The following is a 17,609-nucleotide window of genomic DNA, read 5'->3' on the forward strand; positions in this document are numbered from 1 at the left end:
AACGGCTGGGCCCCCAAGGTTTTTCAACAACAACACAGAAAGGAGCAATCAATACGACAGCTGAACGCCCGTGATGTCTCGACATCACATTCTTGAGGCTTGGACAACCTCACCGAGAACCGGTTTCTCGGAAACCCGAACTATTTCAACAACTTTCAGGAGTTATGACATGTCCGGAGAGACGACTCTCACCATTATCGGCAACCTCACCGCCGAACCCACCGTTCGCTTCATGAACGACACCGGGGATGCGGTGGTCAACTTCACGGTCGCTTCCACCCCGCGGGTCTTCGACTCGAAGTCCAAGCAGTGGAAGGACGGGGCCGCGCTGTTCATGCGCTGCACCCAGTGGCGCGAGGCAGGCCAGCACGTTGCAGATTCCCTGGCCAAGGGGGATCGGGTGATCGTGGTTGGCAAGTTGCAGCAGCGCGAATACACCGACCGCGACGGGGTCAAGCGCCAGGTCATGGAGCTGGTCGCCGACGAGGTGGGAACGTCGCTGAAATACGCGGTGGCACGGCCGATCCGGAACAAGACCCGCAACAACGGCGGCCGACCCAACGGTACGGGTGGGCGCAGCAACGGGGCCAGCGATGACCCGTTCGCCGCGTCCACGCCCGAAGAGGATTCCGAGGGGGTGCCGTTCTGATGGCCTGCTTGGAAATCGAGCATGACACGCACGACGGTCTCGGAGGCCGCTTCTTCTGGCACGGCAGCAACACCGAGGTGTCGTTGCTGATGACCCCGCACGGGCCGCGAGTCGAACTCGACTGGCTGCCTGTGCGAGATCCGAGCGCACGGCTGTATCTGTCGCTGGCCGAAGCCGCGGAACTGGCCGACGCCCTCACTGCGGCGCTGATCTTGGACCACAGGCGCAGCAACGAGCACGACGACAAAGACTCCGGCACGGACCGGGAACCTGGCCCGCAGCAGTCCAAGTCGCCGGGCTTCAAACCCGCAGCGTGGCCGCAGGAACAGGAGTTCTGATGAACAACCTCCTGCGCCACAACGCCATTCACTACATCACCACGAAAGGAATCTGATCATGGCGTATCTGGGAACCACAGCGGCAGCGGTCTCGAACGGGAACTACGGTCGTGGCGGCTGCGGTGAGATCGAGTTGCATTGGCACAACATGCCCGATGCCACGGTCGAACTGCTTCCGGTCAACGACATCCGCGGGGTGATCGAGATCCGTTGGCGGCTTCAGCCCGCCCACGAGGGCATGTTCGCCGATCTCTCGATCGGGGAAGCCCGCGCCCTGCGGGACAACCTGGCCGCGGCGATCGAGCGCCTCGAACCCAGCATCTCCAGCGTCATCGACAACGAAGTCAGCGACACGGTACCCGTCAACGTCGACGGCACCGCGCGGGCGCTGAACAACGAACTGATCCACTGCCGTCACTGCGGTGGCCGGATCGTGCTGGTGTTCAACGGTGCCGATTACTGGTGGACCCACGAACCGCATTCGGTCAACGATCACGAACCGGTGACTCAGGGCACGCCGTGCGCACGATGCGGCGGAGCGATCGAGTTGCTGGACGACGGAATCGACTTGTGGTGGGTCCATAACACTCATCCCGCCGATGGCCATGAGGCCGTCCCGGGGTGGACCGCTGCGGTCTCCTCGGACGAGGAGGTGGCGTGATGGATGCCGAATATCGGGCCCGCTGCACCCGTGAGATCTACGGGATGGCGGCTGCGATGAAGGAGGACGGCAGTATGCACCTCGCTTACATCCACGGCCAGGCATACGGCTACATGGTTGCCGATCTCCCCGGGGATCTCGCCAGTCGAGTGCTCACCGCGATCTCGGAGGCGTTGCTCGAAGCCGAGCGGCGCGGGGCTGTCCAGACCGGTCAGCCCACCTGGGATGCCCTCTGCGCCAAAGCCACTGGCGAGGCGGTGTCGCGATGAACACCAGTCAGATGATCCAGCGGTCCGACCGGCTCGGGCGGCTGCTGATCACGATGGAGCCGGGCGCGAAGTTCCGGTTCACGTTCCTCTACTGCCTGGGCGGGCAGTACCGGTCGGTGTCGGCCGAACTGCCGCGGTCGGGGACGGCGGATCTGTTGCAGGCCATCTCCTTTGCCCTTCAGGACGGCAAGCCCGTCGACGACAGCGACCCGGTTGTCGCGGACGGGAAGGCGTTCGGGGTGTGGGTGGCCGAGCTGATCAAGGAGCGCGACGAACTGAAAGAACACTGCAAGGAACTGCTCGATCAGGTGCAGTGCCTGCAATGGGATTTCGGTGCACTCCAGCAACAGCACGACCTGTGCCCGCAACAATCGGCCACCGGGAGGGCGTGATGGACCCGAATGCCGCGGTGCGAGAGATCCGCAAACTCATCGACGAGTACACGGATCTCCTAGAGGACGATCCGTCATGGGATCTCAAGGTCAACCGGTTGTTGTTTCTTCTCATCCAAGCGTGGGAGGACCTGGATGACTGGTTGTTCAATGGCGGAATTCTGCCGTCCACGTGGGACCAAGCCCGCCCGCAGGGGAGGGCGTGATGGTCATGATGGCCGAGGTTCACGTCATCGACCGATCGGCGCTGTATGCGGTGATCGGGACCGCGCTGGAATACCTACGTGAGGTCGGGGTGATCGTCGGCGACATCGATGTCGCAGACGAACAGATCGTGACGGCAATCCAGGCCCGGTGGACGGTGTTCACCGACAGCCAGGAGGTTCCGGCATGACCATCGACCTCGAATGCTGCGGTACGCCAATGAGTCTCATACCGGCCCGTCCCCAGGACGCACCGTTCGAGTACCTCATGTACTGCTACGAATGCGGTCACTACGAACCGTGGGACGTCGACGAAGACCCCACGACTGGTGACAGCCAACCCGCGGAAGAACCGGCCGTGCGCGGTTCGGGCTACCAGTGGTGCGGCTGCCGGGACTGCTTCGACACCGTGGTCGGAACAGTCGGCACGCTGACCCTGTGCGATGACTGCGCAGAGGCAGGGTGCGAGATCCAGAACGGCGAGTGCCAGCGAGAAGACGCCTACGGAAACTGAGGTGTCCGATCATGGCCAAGGCCAAGAAACCGATGAGTCAGCGAATGAAGCTGAAGCTCGGGCGGGAGATCCAGGAACAGTACGACCATGGAGCTCGCTGGGCCGTGATCGCCGTGGACTTCGATCTATCGGAGTACAAGGTGAAGCAGCTCGCGAAGCTCTACCGGCAAGACTGTGATCGGAGAGCCCACCAGAACCAGTTGACCTTGTTCGACTGACCACTCCGGACACAACCGAATATTGAGAAAGCGGAGTCCGTGCCTGTTACAGCCAGGCACGGGCTCCGCCCCTTTTTCTACCAGGTACGTCACTTCGCGGTATCGGTTCCCCGACGGCGGCGTGCGTGGGCCGGGATCAGTGTCCCGCAATCGCCTCGTTGCAGGCGGCAACGACCGGTTCCATGCCGACGGGCAAGATTGTTGCGGCCCCGATGTTGGCATTGATGAATGCCGGGCACCCTCCGGCCTGTCGGATGTCGTCGGCCCAGTGGGTGAACATCTGGACCGCGTCCGCGTAGGTGATGTCGAAGTGATTCTCGTTGGTCATGATGACCGTGTCCGGGCTGTATGACTGCGCGCCCGCCGTACCCGTGACGCTCAGCAACGCGCCCCCCGCCAAAATCACGATTGCGATCCGTCGAATCAATGCCATTACACGTCCTTGTCTCACCGTGGAGAACGATTGCCCCCCAGCGGATTCAGACACTAACGGAGCCCACCGGCACCCTCTACGTTCGAGTACTGCACCTAGGCGGCCGGCTGTAGGACGCCCTGGAATGCCGATGATCGCTCCTCCTCTGGCAGAGGCGGGAAAGCGTTGTGCCAGTGCAGAGTCGAACTCGGCTACCTGGTGCGCGGTGATCCAGTCGATCGCAAGGCAGTCGAACTGCTGCTGTAGGACTAGTCCTCGCGAACGGCCACGAGCGGGTACGGGTCGGTGGCGTTCTGCGTCTCAATCTGCGCCCGGCACTTCGGGCACATCAGCGACATGTAACCGTCGCCGACAGGACGTTCGCCGCAGATTCCGCACATCTTCTGTTCGTCCGACACAGGCTGATCCTAAGCGGTCGGTTAGCTGCGGGCGCGCACCCGCGGTCTCAACCTCGCGGGACGCCTGCGGGGCGTGCTCCATGCGTGGGTACGCGCAACTTCTGTGCACTTGACAAGCCAGTTCACGGAAACGGCCCCAGGGCTTACCGTCGATCACCCGTACGCAGCGTCAGCTCGGCACGGTTGGCGACGCCCTGTATTGCCGAGTGCCGGACGTGAACCGGGTGCAGATGAATAGGTCCAAAGTGCGCCGTCGGTACCGGTGATGCGTGCATATCAGTGTGCGGCGGATTGCTAGTTGAGCCTGCTCGTCAGGACCTTGCTGGTCCGTGGAGTGGTATCGGCGATGGTTCCGGTGTGACCGGTCATGTCGGAGTCCTGGTCCCGAATGTGGTCGGGACCAGGACTTTCGCGGCTAGTCGGGTGTGACGATGGCGAAGTCGGGGTTGGGTTCGTCGAACAGGCCTGCGAGTTTGACGAAGCTCTGGGCGTCGCCGTCGATGGTGATCGCACCGGATTGCACGGCCGCGCCCAAGTCCTCACCGGCCAGCAGTACGCCGATGAGGGTGGCGCGGGTGAGGGTGAAGGTGACGTCGGCGGGTGGCAGTTTGTCGCCGTCGCGGCGGTCGAAGTGGATGAGCACGCCGTTGCGCAGTTCGAGGCGGTGGGTGCGTTTCTCGTCGGTGAAAATCCAGTCGCTGACGGCTTTTTCGTGCCATGCCTTGGGTCCGTCGAGGCGTAGCGACATGGCGTCGAAGACCTGGTCGATGGTCAGGGCGGCCATCATGGTCGGGGAGTTGGGTTTGGTGGGGGTGCCGATGTTGCCGTTGCGTAGTTCGTAGGCGCCCATGAGGAAGAAGTTGCGCCAGGTGGCGTTCTCGGCGCCGTAGCCCAGTTGCTCGAAGGTGCTGGCCTGCAAGGTCTTCGCGGCCTCGTTGGTCGGGTGGGCGAAGATGATGTAGTTGACGACCTGGGCGACCCAGCGGTAGTCGCCGTTGTCGAAGGCCACCCGCGCCTTGCGCAGCACCTCCTCGGCGCCGCCCATGAATTCCACATGGCGGGTGGCGGATTCGACCGGCGGGTGTTCCCACAGGTGCGCGGGGTTGCCGTCGAACCAGCCCATGTAGCGCTGGTAGATGGCCTTCACATTGTGGCTGACCGAGCCGTAGTAGCCGTGGGTGCTCCAGGCCGCGTTCAGCGCCGGTGGCAGTTGGATGGTCTCGGCGATCTCGGAGCCGACATAGCCTTGGTTGAGGCGGCGCAGGGTCTGGTCGTGCAGGTAGGCGTACAGGTCTCGTTGCAGGGCAAGGTATTCCACCAGACGTTCGGTGCCCCAGGTGGGCCAATGGTGAGAGGCGAACACGACGTCGGAGTCGTAGCCGAACAGGTTGATCGACTCGGTCAGGTACTGCGACCACACGTGCGGGTCGCGCACCAGCGCACCGCGCAGGGTCAGCAGGTTGTGCAGGGTATGGGTGGCGTTCTCGGCCATGCACAGGGCCCGATGGTCGGGGAAGTAGAAGTTCATCTCCGACGGGGCCTCGGTGCCGGGAGTGATCTGGAAGACGATGCGCACCCCGTCGATCGTGTGTTCCTGCCCGGTCTCGGTGATGTCGAGTGTCGGTGCGATGAGCGTGACGGTGCCGGTCGAGGTGGTCTGTCCCAGACCGGCTCCCACCTGTCCCTTGGGGCCGCGGGGCAGGGCCGCGCCGTACATGTACGCGGCGCGGCGCGCCATGGCGGTTCCGGCGTAGACGTTTTCGGCGACAGCGTGTTCGAGGAATCCTGCGGGCGCGATGACCGGGCAACGGCCCGCGTCCACGTCTTCTTGCGTGGTCACGCCGAGTGCGCCACCGAAGTGGTCGACGTGGGAGTGGGTGTAGATCAGTCCGGTCACCGGCTTGTCGCCGCGGTGTGCGCGGTAGAGGTCGAGTCCGGCTTTGGCGGTTTCGGCGGAGATGAGCGGGTCGATGACGATCACGCCGGTCTTGCCCTCGATCAGGGTCATGTTCGACAGGTCGAGTCCGCGGATCTGATAGATCCCCTCGGTGACTTCGTAGAGGCCCTGGCGGATGTTGAGCCCGGACTGCCGCCACAGGCTCGGGTGCACCGACGCGGGGCAGGCGCCGTTGAGGAATCCGTAGGAGTCGTTGTCCCACACCACGTTCCCGTCGGCGTCGGTGACGACGCCGGGTTCCAGGGCGGCCAGGAACCCGCGGTCGGCGTCCTGCTGATCGGTGGTGTCGGCGAAGGGCAGCTCGGCGGTGGCCCGCTGCTGTTGGTCGAGAATGTACTGACTCGGATCGGTCATCGTGCTCACCACATGCCTCCTGTTCCGCCGGTGGTACCGGCGATCGACAATCTTCTTAGACAGCCACCGGATCGGTCAGGCCGATCGCGGCGGCGACGAGTGCTACGCCCACGACCATCAGCGTCACCGCCGCGATCGGGAGTGCGCTGTCACGGATCTGTCCGTGCAGCAGGATCTGGTTGCGCCGCATGGCGATGAACGCCAAGGCGGTCAGTGTCAGCGCGGCGACCGCTGGTGCGGCGCTCGCGCCGCGCCATCCGTTGCTCACTGCGTGATTGAGGAACAGGGCCGCGGTGCCCATGCAGGCGACCGCGGTCCGCCGCCAGGCCAGGGCGGTCCGCTCCACGGCGAAGGTGGGCGCGGTCGGCGCGGTCACCGGAACAACACCGCCCATGCCGCGAAGACCGACACCACGGCGATACCGATTGCCAGGATGGGCACCATCCGGGTATCCCGCAGCGGCACACCGCGATTCATGGCGTCGCGGATGTCCTTCCAATGCTTGTACGCGCCGATCGAGACGACGATCGCCAGCGCGATGCAGCTCAAGGCCAGGGCGCGCCGCACGCCGGAATGATGGAACGGCTGCACGAGAGTATGGACAGCGACGCCGCCGGCCAGCAGGCCGAGCGCGGTGCGGATCCATGCCAGGAAGGTGCGCTCGTTGGCGAGGGTGAACCGGTAGTCGACCGGGGCGTCCGGCACAGGCCGGGCCTCGCCGCTCACCCGATCGCTCGTTCGTCCGCTGTGACAAGAGAGGGTTCCCCCGCCTGCGGGCTCCGGCGGCGGACCCACAGCCAGGTGAGCGCGAGCATGACCACCAGCGCGGGTTTGCCGAGCACCAAGGCGACAGTGCCAAGTGCCACGACCTTGTTCGCGACATACAGCGGCACCATGATCACCAGATGCGCGGCCCAGAACACCAGCCAGGCCAACGACACCTTGCGGTGCAACCTGACCCGGGCGTCTCGCTCGTGCTCACGGCCGCGTTCCAGACCGAGTTTCCGACACGCCCAATGACTGAGCGGGCGACCGGTGAGCAGCGTGATCGCGAAAGCGAGAGTGCATACCGCGCAGATGAGCAGATCGGGCAGATAGAAACCCCGCCCCTCCCCGGTGATGCCGACGAACAGGGAGAACACCACGACCGTGGCCAGCGAGGCCGACACCACCTTGACCGAATCGCCCTTCAGCAACCGGTACAGCGAGATCAGCCCGGCGACCCCGAGCGCGACCAGCACACCGATCTTGGCGTTCACCGTGGCGTACCCGAGCAGGAACCCGATCGCCGGTGCCGCGCCGTCGAGAAGGTGGTGCGGCCCGCCCAGCGCCCGGAACTTTCCCCACATCTCGGCCGCCGTGGATCGCCGCTGTTCGGATTCGTGCATTGCCACCCCAGTCACCAGAGTCATAGCTATCTCCCAGCTATAAGAGGCTTTCATGGATCGAGTCGCGGATGTGGACGACTCGCGATATCGATTCGATCTACATCGAGCCCCAGGACTGCAGCAGGTAGGTGGCATTCGCCGCCAGCTGAGTGACCGTGGCGGCCAGGTCCAGAGTGGCGGAGCCGAGGTTGATGATCGGGAAATTCATGGTGAGCGCCTTTCGTCGAATCGTTATTGCAGTCTGACTGTAATAAAGACGACCGGCCGCAGGCAATGCCTCTATGACTCGATCAACCCACCGCCTCATGCGTGACCTGGATCACCTCTTGCGTGCGCCGATTGCGAACCACCCGCCAAGATCGCCGCTCCGCCCTGTCGTGTAGCCGACAATGGCGACAGCACTCGACCAGCTACTACACCGGGAGGCATGCCATGGGCGAGGCCGTTGGCCAATTTCTCAGTCACGCGGTCGGGGTCGCGATCAGCCCGCTCGCGCTCGTCGCGGTGATCGCGATCCTCACCGCGCCGCGTGGCCGCGCCAACGCGCTCTGGTTCGCCCTCGGCTGGATCCTGGCCGTCGTGGCGGTGTTCGCGGCGCTGCTCGTGGTGGGCGCGAGCACCGGTGCGCGCCACGACGGACACCCCGGCACCTGGGTGTCGTGGTTTCGCCTCGTGCTGGGAGTCCTGCTGGCTCTCATGGCATTACGCCAACTCCGCTTGGCGGCCGCCGCCGAGGAAGGCGCGCTGCCACCACGCCTGCGCAACCTCGAACAATTCACCCCCGCGAACTGCCTCACCCTGGGAATCGTGCTGGCACTGGCGAATCCGAAGAACATCACCCAAATAGCCACCGGCGCAGTCGGCGTCGCCTCCGAGATCACTCGCACCAGCGGCCGCATCACCGCCGAAGCCATCTTCGTCGCCATCGCCTCCCTGGGCGTACTCATCCCACTACTGGTGCATTTCAGCGGCCACCCCACCGCACACCACACCCTGCAACGGTGGAAAGACTGGACCATCCGCAACCACTACGCCATCATGGCCGTCCTGTTCATCCTGCTCAGCGCAAAAACCCTCGGCGACGGCATCAGCGGCCTGCTCTGATCCGCCCCAGTGGATTGCGCTGTGCTGCAGCAATTAAGGGGCCAGCTACGGGATTACAGTTGCGACTCACCGATGGTCCCAGTACTGAGTCCGAGATCAGGCGTCGATATACCCATCGCCCTGTAATGCCGCTGACCGCGCGAACCGAAACGGCCAGCGTGCCCGGTGCAAGATCAGTCAACTCCCGACGTGGGCAACGAGAGATCAGGTTCGGCAGCACGTTACTGGCTGACCCTTAGACATGAGAACGGCCAGTTTGTGTCATTATCGAACGCGTGTTCGAGTACTGGAGTGAGGAGTTCACCGCGTCGCAGCGGCGCGTGGTAGATCCGCCGATGCCGGTACTGGTCGATCTGAGCGTCGCGATTCCGACCTTCGGCCCGTTCCGCAGGGACGCGGTGTCACTGCGGATCAAGTCCGGTGCGCTCGACCTGACCGCGACCGTCCCCGGTCTGCTGTATGCCTGGGCGCAGTGCACTGACAGTTCGTGGGTCGGGCTGGTCGGGTTCGCCATCCCCACCGCCAACAAGCGTGGTCGGATAGAGACCCGGCAATGGACCCCCGCCCGGGCCTTGTCCCGGCAGGCGCGGAGTCCGTAGAACCCTGTGAGACCCGTCTAGCTTTCGGCCGGGGCTGGATTCGGGATGAGTGGGGGCATCGCGGTGATAGCGGCCCGCAGCGAGTCCACGACCGCGCCGACCTGATCACCAACCACGGCGACCGCATCAGGAAGCGGCTGATCGACGGCCTTGTCTTCGGGTGGGGTGGTGGATTCGGGTGTCGCCGCGGCTGTTTCGAGTAGCGGCGGCAGATCGGGTTTCGTCACGTCCACGCCACCACCGAGCGCCCCGGCGGCGGCACCCCCGAGCACGGCTCCTGCGGTCGCGCCCGCTGCGAGCGCGGGTACGGCAGCCACCACGCTTCCGGCCACGCAGCCGAGGCCCGCCCCGATCCCCGCGCCGAAGGGCATGCCCACCCCGGCCGCCGCGGTACCGAACGCTGCGCCTGCGACGCCACCCACGACAGCCCCTATGCCGCAACCGATTCCGGCCGCTGGCACCGAGGCGATTTCCGCGCCCGCGACCGCGCTCAGCGCCCCGCCGGTGATGGTCGAGGCCGCGCGCCGGTCGGACTCGTCGCGCGAGAATCCCAGCGCGTCGTATCCGGCGGCGATTACCCACTCTGTGTAATCCAGGTATGCCTGGGCCTTGTCGCGAGTCTTCGAATCGATCCAGTCCGGAATTCCCAGTACCGTATTGCCTGCCCGCAGGGTGTGCGGGTCGGTTGGAACCGCCTCGGGCTCAGGCTCAGGTGCGGGCTGTTCGGTGTCGGGCTCGGTGGCCTGCGGTTGTTGGATCACCGTGTCGGCTTGCGGGCTGGTCTGCTGGCGCGGTCGTGGCCGTGCCGGAGGTGCGGGTGGGTCCGGAATGTAGTCCGCGACGCTGGGCGGACTAGGAGGGGAGGGAGCGGTGCTCAGGCCCGGCTGCCCGTCGCCGGGTACCGCCAGGCCCGGCTGACCTGGTGCTGCCGTAGCCATGCCCTGCCCGGCGACGGCGAGAAATGGTAGGACGGCTAGGGCCGAGAATGTGCGTGTCGTGGTCATTTATTCGCCCTTCGATCCGACCGGGTACCGCCGGATCGGTTCTTCTGGAGCGGAACCGGACCGTGCGGTGATCACGCTGTCCCGGAGCCTACTCGGAACCGATTGCGCAACATCGAGGCTCGCGAACCTGGCACGCAAGGTCACATGACTGGCATTTGTGGCAATACCGAATGTTTGCGGAGGGGTGGGGTGGGGGCGCGTGGACACGACGGGCAGGCCCCGCCTGCCCGTCACCTGCCCGGGGTTGGTGCCGCGGTTCCGCCGTGTCAAGCACGGCTTTCCGATCTCCGGGTCGTCACCCTGATCGCCGGACCGTCACGCGGGAAGCCGTGCTTGACAGGGCGGCGGCACCGTTAAAATCACGCGCCCCTATCCCACCCCGGACAGTACGGACCCGCCGGACAGGGCGATGCGCCGGGCTGGTTCTCGACGCCAGCTCGACGAAAACCGGTGTTGACCATGCTGATTCGAGGTGGAAAACCCGTGCCGTATGCGTGCAAAACGTGCCCTGCGACGAAGAAAACCGGCAGATTTTTCGCCACACCGCGGGAATACGTGCAGAAAGCTTTGACAGATCACTCACCTAGTTTTCCGCACGTTTTGCACCCCGCCCCGCCTCCTGGCCAGCGGTGATGCGCTCCCCTCGGAAGGATCACCATATACACACATCAATGTGTATATGGTGATCCTTCCGAGGGGAGCAGTTGAGTAGATGAGGAGGCGGGCCGGGGGTAATGGACAGGTAGGTAAAGGGGTTCGGTGGGTAAGAAGTAAATGGTTACGTTGGGTAATAAGCGTTGCTGTTGGGTAGGGGTTGCGTCGGGTGACGGTGGTTGCGTACGTGACGGCGGCGTAGGTGATGAAGTCCGGAGCGCTGGCGCGGTGGTGTCGTCCGGTACGAGGAGTTGCGTCAAGGTTGACGAGCCCGGCGCGTATGGTGGCGATTGCCAGTCCGGTGCTAGCTGTAGTTTGAAGCTGATTATGTGGAATTTATGTTGGTCGAACTGTCATCTTTCATCCATTCGCGTGCAACTGCTGGGAGTGCTGCCGCAAGGGATTTAGAGTCTACGAACCTCTCTAACGGGCGTGTACCTTCCCAAAATAGAACCTTCGGAACTTTTGTCCCTCTTTCCCGCTCTCGATTGAGCAAACACTCATCGTTGCTAAGTGCTGTTACTCCCTTGTTCTTGATTTCGAATGTCTCTGCATCGATGCGAATTGAGTTAACCCTTACGTTCTCAAACTGCTCGGGCGGCCACTTTGTTGCCAGGGACCAGCGCAGCCTGGTCAGCGATACGCCTTCCAGGTCAATATCTCGAAGATCGGCGCAAGTGAAGTCGTTTAGGATCTCGTCCAGATGCATCAAGCTTCTGGTGTAATCAATAAGTTCGGTATGTAGTATTGCGGAGTAAAGACGCACCTCTTCGAACCATTCAGCAACTTCGTCGGTGTTTAAATCCATGAACTGCTCAAGGCGTCTAATCGATGCGATAATTTCGGACCCGTCTTCCCAGTACTCGTCATAGGCATTGTTGATCCAGGCAACAGCTATGTCGAGTTCGTTTGGCTTCTGATGTTCAATGCATTCAGTTATGTCTCGGAACATGTCGAAGACGGCGTCATCAAGGCAGTGAGTAATTCTTTCGAGTGCGACATAAAGCTCGGGACGGACGGCAACAATGGACCTTTCATCAGGTTCAGCACTAGTTATCGAAATGCGGTCCGCGATTGTTAAGAGTTGTTTCCGGCGCAGTAGCGCTTCGAATCGCAATGTTGCGCGACGCATCACCCCTATTGCGCGCTCGAGTGGCTTTAGGCACGTCTCGCGTACTCTGAACTTTGTGGGCAATGGTAAGATGCTCAACTCTTTTTCGAGGTCAACTTTTGGGATATCGGCATCGGTTGTTGGAACTATGCTTTCGGATACTATCGCTGCAAGGCCAGCCTCGAAATCTATAATTCGATTTATACCCTCAAGCAAGCAGTCATGCTCAGCGGGTATGAGAATGTATCTCAAACTCGCTTCAAAATCGATAACTTTGGAGAGATCTTCTCGGAGAGACTGGTACCACATGCGGATTTGATCGTCAGAAGGGCCTTCTGGATAGAGCTGCTCGCTCTCATTGTTGCTGTAGTCCATCATTGCGCCTTATTGATATCAGTCCAATTTTTAGCGAAGCTACGGCGAGCTTTCGCTAGATTTGCCCGTGCAGCATCGGCCGAGATGTCAAGTTGTTCGGCTATTTCTGTTGTGGTGTATCCTTCCAGCCACCAAGTGAAGACTTGACGTTGTCTTAGAGGCAGTGTCTCCAGCGCGCTGTATCTGTCAAATAGCTCCTCCCAAGCTTTTATTTCAGCATCTTCCCGATAAATAACAGAGTGTTCTGGAATCTCCGCAACCAATCTCTCCCGTCTTTCGGTTCTCCGTTTGATCAGTTTTCGTTGTGCGACGCGCCATGTCCAGGTTTTGGGATACTCGACCTGTATCCAGCGCTCCCATAGGAGCGTCATCGTCTCTTGGGCTATTTCGTTTGCATCAGGCAGCGATGCTCCCTGGCAGATCAGAAATCTTACTAATGAAGGTGCGTGATCGCGATAGAAACTTTTGTACGCATCAATTCCTTTTGGATCTTCGTTAGATTGAAGTGGTATCTTATCTTTAGTTGGTTCGTTCGCGGTCACGATTTTCTCTAAACTCCTGCGCCTGCTCCGAAACTAATTCTTGTATTCGCGCCATCTGAGTAAAACTCCTCGACCTGGCTACCCGGAGGAAGTGTTCGGGCGAGTTCAAGGAGGTAGTGACTTCGACTGCGTTGAAGGATCGTCCGCCAACGAAGTTGCGCCCACAATCCGACGAGCGTCGGCATGCTGTACGTCAATACTGTGACGACCAGACTCATCTACGGCCTTCCTTCAGGCTAGGCTATTTCGTTCGTATGTATAGAGGCTTCAGATCCTCCGAACGTGAACTGGCAGCGGAAAATGGTCGCGAAATTATCCGGACCCTAGCCGGGAATCGGACAAATCTCTCGAAATTTTGGACATAAGTGGCGACTCGCCCAATGGACTACTGCGGCGTGCCTCCGGATGACGTCGTGTGTGCATGGCGAAGGGCCCGAATCGTTGACCCGGGTGGATGTATTCGCCGCGGTGGTCTTGTCCGGTGTGAGGAGCTGTGTCGAAGTGGCCGAGCCCGGCGTAAATGATCGCGGTTGCCAGCCCGGTGCTGGGTGTAGCTCGGAAGCACTGTGCGGCAGGCGGATTCTCTGGGCGCGCGCCGCATGGTAAGGGCGTCCAACCTCCCGTCAAGGAGCGAATTTCCCATCGGTTGGGTTGTTCGAGGTTCTTCCCGGTGATGGAAATTCGCCCCTTGAGCGTGAGCCTCCTGGACGCCCTGGGCAGGCGGTGAGGGCAGGCCGCGGGCCTGCCCCGGACAGAGCGCGGCGCGCGCCCAGGGATTCCACGCTCTGCCGGGCCTCCCATTCCTGTTGACACGTACGTGTCAAAGCCGTTGGGCCGCCGGTTGACACGTACGTGTCAAAGCATCCGAGAGGACGCGGAGATCATGACCGACTCCGACACCATCACCGGCCTGCTTGTCACTGCGGTGGAAAACGCCTGGGCGGCAATCCGATTCCGACACCCCGACGTACCCGATGTGGTGCTCACTGTAGGGGCCGGATCGACTGGCGGTAGCGATTTGACCCTTGGGCACTTCGCGCCGAATCGATGGGTCCGTGGTGAGTACGAGCTCCACGAGCTGTTCGTCGGCGGGGAAGGGCTTCGGCGCGGCGCGATCGACGTGCTCGGCACCCTGCTCCATGAGGCGGCCCACGGCATTGCCGTCGTGCGCGGTATCAAGGACACCAGCCGCCAGGGCCGCTGGCACAACGAGCGATACCGCGAACTAGGCAAGGAGCTCGGGCTCGACGTCGCCCGCCATCCAAAGATCGGATGGTCGATTACCACTGTCCCTGACATGACGCGCGAGTGCTACCGTGATGAGCTGGACGAACTTGCGTTTGCGCTCGTTGCGTATCGCCGACATGAGCCTGACCGGCGCGGCGGACGGAAGTCGAACAACAACGGAGTGTCTGCTGAGTGCGATTGCGGTCGCAGGATCAGAGTCTCCCGCACCGTCTATGACGCTGGTCCGATCTCCTGCGGGCTCTGCGGGGGACCGTTCATTGAATCGGACGTGGGGCAGTAGCGTGCCGGGCATGGGGCAGAACGTGGGGCAGACAGGTGTCTGGACGCGGGTTTTTGAGTCCACTTCTGCCCCTGTTGCCCGAGTAGTCGAAGTGGTTGACCTGCACGTACTTTAGGACGGATTTCGCGTGGTAGCGGGCATGGTCGTACCAAGGTCGCAAAACTGGTTTTACACACCAGCGGTCGGCGGTTCGATCCCGTCTGCGCCCACCAGAACAATCGTTCTATTGCAGCTGCGGTCGTCGGTACCGATCAAGCGCGGGTTTTCCGGAATAGGTCGACAACATCCTGGCGTCGACGAAGCTTGCCATGGCTTGGCGAGAGCAGTTGTGATAGCCAATCATGTTGGGGCAGAGTCGACTCGACGGCGTCGCGTGCCATACCTCGTTCCTTGGCGCTGCCCCTCCCATAGGCCGACACGTAGTTGGTGAATCGGGAAGCCATCTCGTCGAAAAGGGTCTCGATGGCATCTATATGCAGTAGAGCCAGCTCGGAACTTGCTGCTGCCGCGTCTGGAGCGACCTCGGTCAATACGGTCAGCAGGCATCCGATCACCTTGGCTGCGGGGTGCTTGGATTCTTCTGCTTTGACTTGTCCGAGTAGCTGATTGATATCTTCGCGCGGCACGGCGTCGGGACCAGTCCCTGTTTTGATCTCCCATACTCGTCGATGGCCCTTGCGGGGAGTCGTCCAGACCCACAGGGCATCACTAGCGCTTTGTCCGGTTGGTCTGCTTCCCTCTGCGCCACAAAGCGGTGCCAGCACTTCCAGTGCCTCGGCTCGTTCGTCGTGGCTGCCGAGCAGTTTGCCTCGTGCACGGGCAACACGCCCTGGCAGCTTGCCAGCGCCCACTTCGCGGATCCATTGGTCCCACCGCAGGAAGAGCACATCGTTTACCGTTGGCGCCAGGGTTTCGCCTGTCAGTTCGTCAGCGGTTCGAGCTAGGCGGACAAACCATGCAGTTCGTGGTGCCGCCGTCATCGCTTGCGAGATGGCCGCAGCGGCATCCCGAATCCCACCCTGCAGAAAAAGGGCATGGGCCTGGACGTAGCGCCAGAATGCGCTGTGCTCCGACTCGCCGGACGCCGCGAGCGCTTCTGCCGCGGCACCGGCTTGGCGCGCGGCTCCCGTGTAGTCGCCAATCCAAAGACTGGTCACTGCTTCGACTTCATCGTTGGAGCTTTCGGTGTGCATTCCGCGGACTGCTCGCCCCGGTCGGCGACGCTGAGGATCCGACTTGCCCTGCGGCGGTTGCCCGGCTGTCCGGTGTGTCCGCCAGAATTCTTCTGCGGCCGCTCTCACTCCATCCCATCCGGAGTCGTGCAGATCAAGTGCGGTACGGACAACCGCCCTGACATCGGATCCAAAGGATGCACTGATCGAGCTGTCCGCCAATGCACCCGAGAAGGCAGGGTCGAGTCCGATGTACAGGGCTGAATCTGTTTCGGTCCGGTTCGCCCGGCCGAGCGCCTGAGTTATTCGCTGGCCGACACGGTGGCGCATGAACGTGGCGTCACTCAGGTATGCGACGACGAAACGTTCGAACTCGGTTGAGGCGGCTGGGACGCTGGGGATGATCACCAGTCGGCAGACCTCGTCGGGGAAGTCCATGCCGTCGAACCGGCCAGCGGTTACAAGATGTCCTCCTTCGGAAGCTCGCCATGCATCGAGTTGGGTGTCATCGCCGGCTCGAAGGCGATATATCGCAGAACTCTCTGTCTCCAAACGGGATTCGACCTTGTCGGCCTCGTAATGACTGGCGCACAGCCACGCAACGCGACCAGGTCCGTCGCATTGGGCGGCTGACGCCTGGTCGAGGGCGAACTCCATGGCTTCGCTCTCGGAGGGCTCGTCGGTCAGCGGGCTGATCAGGAAGGTGCGGCGACCTGTCGATGCTGTCCGAAGTTCTTCAGGTGTTTCGATCGCCGTGATCCTTTGCACTCCGAGGCGCCGCTGCAGGTCGCCCGGCTCTCCGATCGTGGCCGAAAGGTACAGCCGAAGTTTGGATTTCGCGTAACCAGGAATGGTCTGTGTAGGCGGGTGGTACGGCCTGATCTCTATAGATGTCGGTCCGATCAGCACACCGCATCGTTCGAGATACGGACCGATGCTCCGCCAGGCGAAGTGGCCTGGACCGGTGGCCACAATCGGGGACTGACCGATACTGTCGGCAGCGCTAGAGGACACGACCGACCAATCGTTGAACGTGATGAGTTCGGGTGGGCTGCCGGGAGGGGTTGTTCCATCCCGTAGTGCCTGCAGCGTCGGATACGCGGCCGAAGTCTGTTGCAAGATCAGATCGCAGATCTCGCGGTACAGACTGGTTCCGCCGCCCGCTGCCCTCGGTATTCGAAGCGTGAAGAGGTCGGCCAGTGGTTGCTCGGCCAAGTGGGCATCGTCGAATATCACCAGCTCTGCGGGCTCGACCCTGGGACGGTGATTGAAATAGGTCCAGTAGTTCATCGCGCCGACCGCCTGTGCCTGGTGATAGTCGGAGAGGTGAGCGCCCGGGTAGTAGCCACTTTCGAATCTGTGCACGTCGATGCCCGGTAGTGCACACGCCTCGGTCTGGACCTGAGTGGCAAGAAGTCTGTTTCCCGTCAGGTACGCGACCGACAGGCCTTTATCCAGCGCCCAGTCTGCGATCAGTAGGGCGATTAGCGTCTTGCCCTCGCCGGTCGGAAGCTCCACGGCGATATCGGGAGTAGCGCCATGGTCCACCTCGGCGAACCGTTGAAGTACGTGAGCTTGCGCGGGACGCAACATCGAGAACCGCTTCGAACCGAGACCAGCCAGGCGATCTGCGAAATTCAACTCGGTCATTGATCAAGTCTCGCCTACTCGTGCCCGGCGGCCAATGCCCTTATGTGCCAGGTGACCGGCGGAATTTGACTGGCGAATCCTTGGGATGTGACGCGG

Annotated in this window: 22 protein-coding genes and 1 tRNA gene; 13 read left to right on the forward strand and 10 right to left on the reverse strand. The window is 62.2% G+C overall.

The features are described from left to right. The first annotated feature begins 169 nt into the window (after positions 1–169). The 9 genes from ssb to VMT65_RS07595 are packed head-to-tail and all read left to right on the forward strand — an operon-like array spanning position 170 to position 3,244. Positions 170–649, forward strand: coding sequence for a single-stranded DNA-binding protein (gene ssb, locus VMT65_RS07555; protein ID WP_326307226.1), 480 nt, complete (start codon positions 170–172; stop codon positions 647–649). Next, on the forward strand, positions 649–987 hold the full coding sequence (locus tag VMT65_RS07560) for a hypothetical protein (RefSeq protein ID WP_326307227.1): 339 nt from the start codon (positions 649–651) through the stop codon (positions 985–987). Before ssb ends, VMT65_RS07560 begins: the two co-directional genes overlap by 1 nt. 58 nt (positions 988–1,045) lie before the next feature. Further along, on the forward strand, positions 1,046–1,648 hold the full coding sequence (locus VMT65_RS07565) for a hypothetical protein (protein WP_326307228.1): 603 nt from the start codon (positions 1,046–1,048) through the stop codon (positions 1,646–1,648). Next, the gene (locus VMT65_RS07570) at positions 1,645–1,917 is read left to right on the forward strand and encodes a hypothetical protein (RefSeq protein WP_326307229.1); all 273 of its coding nucleotides are present in this window, start codon (positions 1,645–1,647) and stop codon (positions 1,915–1,917) included. Before VMT65_RS07565 ends, VMT65_RS07570 begins: the two co-directional genes overlap by 4 nt. Continuing rightward, the gene (locus VMT65_RS07575) at positions 1,914–2,309 is read left to right on the forward strand and encodes a hypothetical protein (RefSeq protein ID WP_326307230.1); all 396 of its coding nucleotides are present in this window, start codon (positions 1,914–1,916) and stop codon (positions 2,307–2,309) included. The genes VMT65_RS07570 and VMT65_RS07575 overlap by 4 nt, the downstream gene beginning before the upstream one ends. Then, entirely contained in the window at positions 2,309–2,515 is a 207-nt protein-coding gene (locus tag VMT65_RS07580) for a hypothetical protein (protein ID WP_326307231.1), read from the forward strand. Before VMT65_RS07575 ends, VMT65_RS07580 begins: the two co-directional genes overlap by 1 nt. Then, on the forward strand, positions 2,515–2,703 hold the full coding sequence (locus tag VMT65_RS07585; protein WP_326307232.1) for a hypothetical protein: 189 nt from the start codon (positions 2,515–2,517) through the stop codon (positions 2,701–2,703). The genes VMT65_RS07580 and VMT65_RS07585 overlap by 1 nt, the downstream gene beginning before the upstream one ends. Then, positions 2,700–3,026 (forward strand): hypothetical protein, encoded by a 327-nt coding sequence (locus VMT65_RS07590; protein WP_326307233.1) that lies wholly within the window; start codon positions 2,700–2,702, stop codon positions 3,024–3,026. The genes VMT65_RS07585 and VMT65_RS07590 overlap by 4 nt, the downstream gene beginning before the upstream one ends. A gap of 11 nt (positions 3,027–3,037) precedes the next feature. Further along, on the forward strand, positions 3,038–3,244 hold the full coding sequence (locus VMT65_RS07595) for a hypothetical protein (protein WP_326307234.1): 207 nt from the start codon (positions 3,038–3,040) through the stop codon (positions 3,242–3,244). A 136-nt stretch (positions 3,245–3,380) separates the two neighbouring features. On the opposite strand, the gene VMT65_RS07600 is transcribed toward VMT65_RS07595, so the two are convergent. From VMT65_RS07600 to VMT65_RS07625, 6 genes are all read right to left on the reverse strand, one after another. Further along, positions 3,381–3,677, reverse strand: coding sequence for a hypothetical protein (locus tag VMT65_RS07600; protein ID WP_326307235.1), 297 nt, complete (start codon positions 3,675–3,677; stop codon positions 3,381–3,383). Positions 3,678–3,925: 248 nt separating this feature from the next. Further along, positions 3,926–4,075, reverse strand: a complete 150-nt coding sequence (locus VMT65_RS07605; protein WP_326307236.1) for a hypothetical protein — start codon at positions 4,073–4,075, stop codon at positions 3,926–3,928. A gap of 415 nt (positions 4,076–4,490) precedes the next feature. After that, entirely contained in the window at positions 4,491–6,386 is a 1,896-nt protein-coding gene (locus tag VMT65_RS07610) for an alkyl/aryl-sulfatase (protein ID WP_442790185.1), read from the reverse strand. 55 nt (positions 6,387–6,441) lie between these two features. Beyond that, on the reverse strand, positions 6,442–6,762 hold the full coding sequence (locus tag VMT65_RS07615; protein WP_326307238.1) for a DUF202 domain-containing protein: 321 nt from the start codon (positions 6,760–6,762) through the stop codon (positions 6,442–6,444). Next, positions 6,759–7,112, reverse strand: coding sequence for a YidH family protein (locus VMT65_RS07620; protein WP_326307239.1), 354 nt, complete (start codon positions 7,110–7,112; stop codon positions 6,759–6,761). The genes VMT65_RS07615 and VMT65_RS07620 overlap by 4 nt, the downstream gene beginning before the upstream one ends. Continuing rightward, positions 7,109–7,798 (reverse strand): DUF3159 domain-containing protein, encoded by a 690-nt coding sequence (locus VMT65_RS07625; RefSeq protein ID WP_326307240.1) that lies wholly within the window; start codon positions 7,796–7,798, stop codon positions 7,109–7,111. The genes VMT65_RS07620 and VMT65_RS07625 overlap by 4 nt, the downstream gene beginning before the upstream one ends. A gap of 408 nt (positions 7,799–8,206) precedes the next feature. Between VMT65_RS07625 and VMT65_RS07630 the strand changes: the two genes are divergently transcribed. Both VMT65_RS07630 and VMT65_RS07635 read left to right on the forward strand, forming a co-directional pair. Then, a complete protein-coding gene (locus VMT65_RS07630) occupies positions 8,207–8,878 on the forward strand; it encodes a GAP family protein (RefSeq protein ID WP_326307241.1) in 672 nt (223 codons plus the stop codon). Positions 8,879–9,153: 275 nt separating this feature from the next. Further along, on the forward strand, positions 9,154–9,477 hold the full coding sequence (locus VMT65_RS07635) for a hypothetical protein (RefSeq protein WP_326307242.1): 324 nt from the start codon (positions 9,154–9,156) through the stop codon (positions 9,475–9,477). A 17-nt stretch (positions 9,478–9,494) separates the two neighbouring features. On the opposite strand, the gene VMT65_RS07640 is transcribed toward VMT65_RS07635, so the two are convergent. The 3 genes from VMT65_RS07640 to VMT65_RS07650 all read right to left on the reverse strand — a co-directional run bounded on the left by VMT65_RS07640 (position 9,495) and on the right by VMT65_RS07650 (position 13,163). Beyond that, positions 9,495–10,481, reverse strand: coding sequence for a hypothetical protein (locus VMT65_RS07640; protein WP_326307243.1), 987 nt, complete (start codon positions 10,479–10,481; stop codon positions 9,495–9,497). Positions 10,482–11,460: 979 nt separating this feature from the next. Continuing rightward, the gene (locus VMT65_RS07645) at positions 11,461–12,621 is read right to left on the reverse strand and encodes a hypothetical protein (RefSeq protein WP_326307244.1); all 1,161 of its coding nucleotides are present in this window, start codon (positions 12,619–12,621) and stop codon (positions 11,461–11,463) included. After that, positions 12,621–13,163 carry an RNA polymerase sigma factor gene (locus tag VMT65_RS07650; RefSeq protein WP_326307245.1) on the reverse strand — a complete coding sequence of 181 codons (543 nt, stop codon included), beginning with the start codon at positions 13,161–13,163 and terminating at the stop codon, positions 12,621–12,623. The genes VMT65_RS07645 and VMT65_RS07650 overlap by 1 nt, the downstream gene beginning before the upstream one ends. A gap of 883 nt (positions 13,164–14,046) precedes the next feature. Here VMT65_RS07650 and VMT65_RS07655 point away from each other — a divergent pair. After that, on the forward strand, positions 14,047–14,691 hold the full coding sequence (locus VMT65_RS07655) for a hypothetical protein (RefSeq protein ID WP_326307246.1): 645 nt from the start codon (positions 14,047–14,049) through the stop codon (positions 14,689–14,691). Between the two features lie 135 nt (positions 14,692–14,826). Next, a tRNA-Val gene (locus VMT65_RS07660) sits at positions 14,827–14,903 on the forward strand. A 39-nt stretch (positions 14,904–14,942) separates the two neighbouring features. Here the strand turns inward: VMT65_RS07660 and VMT65_RS07665 are convergent. After that, positions 14,943–17,513 (reverse strand): helicase C-terminal domain-containing protein, encoded by a 2,571-nt coding sequence (locus tag VMT65_RS07665; RefSeq protein WP_326307247.1) that lies wholly within the window; start codon positions 17,511–17,513, stop codon positions 14,943–14,945. Between the last annotated feature and the right edge of the window lie 96 nt (positions 17,514–17,609).

The organism is Nocardia sp. CDC153 (assembly GCF_035818515.1).
Taxonomy (GTDB): Bacteria; Actinomycetota; Actinomycetes; order Mycobacteriales; family Mycobacteriaceae; genus Nocardia.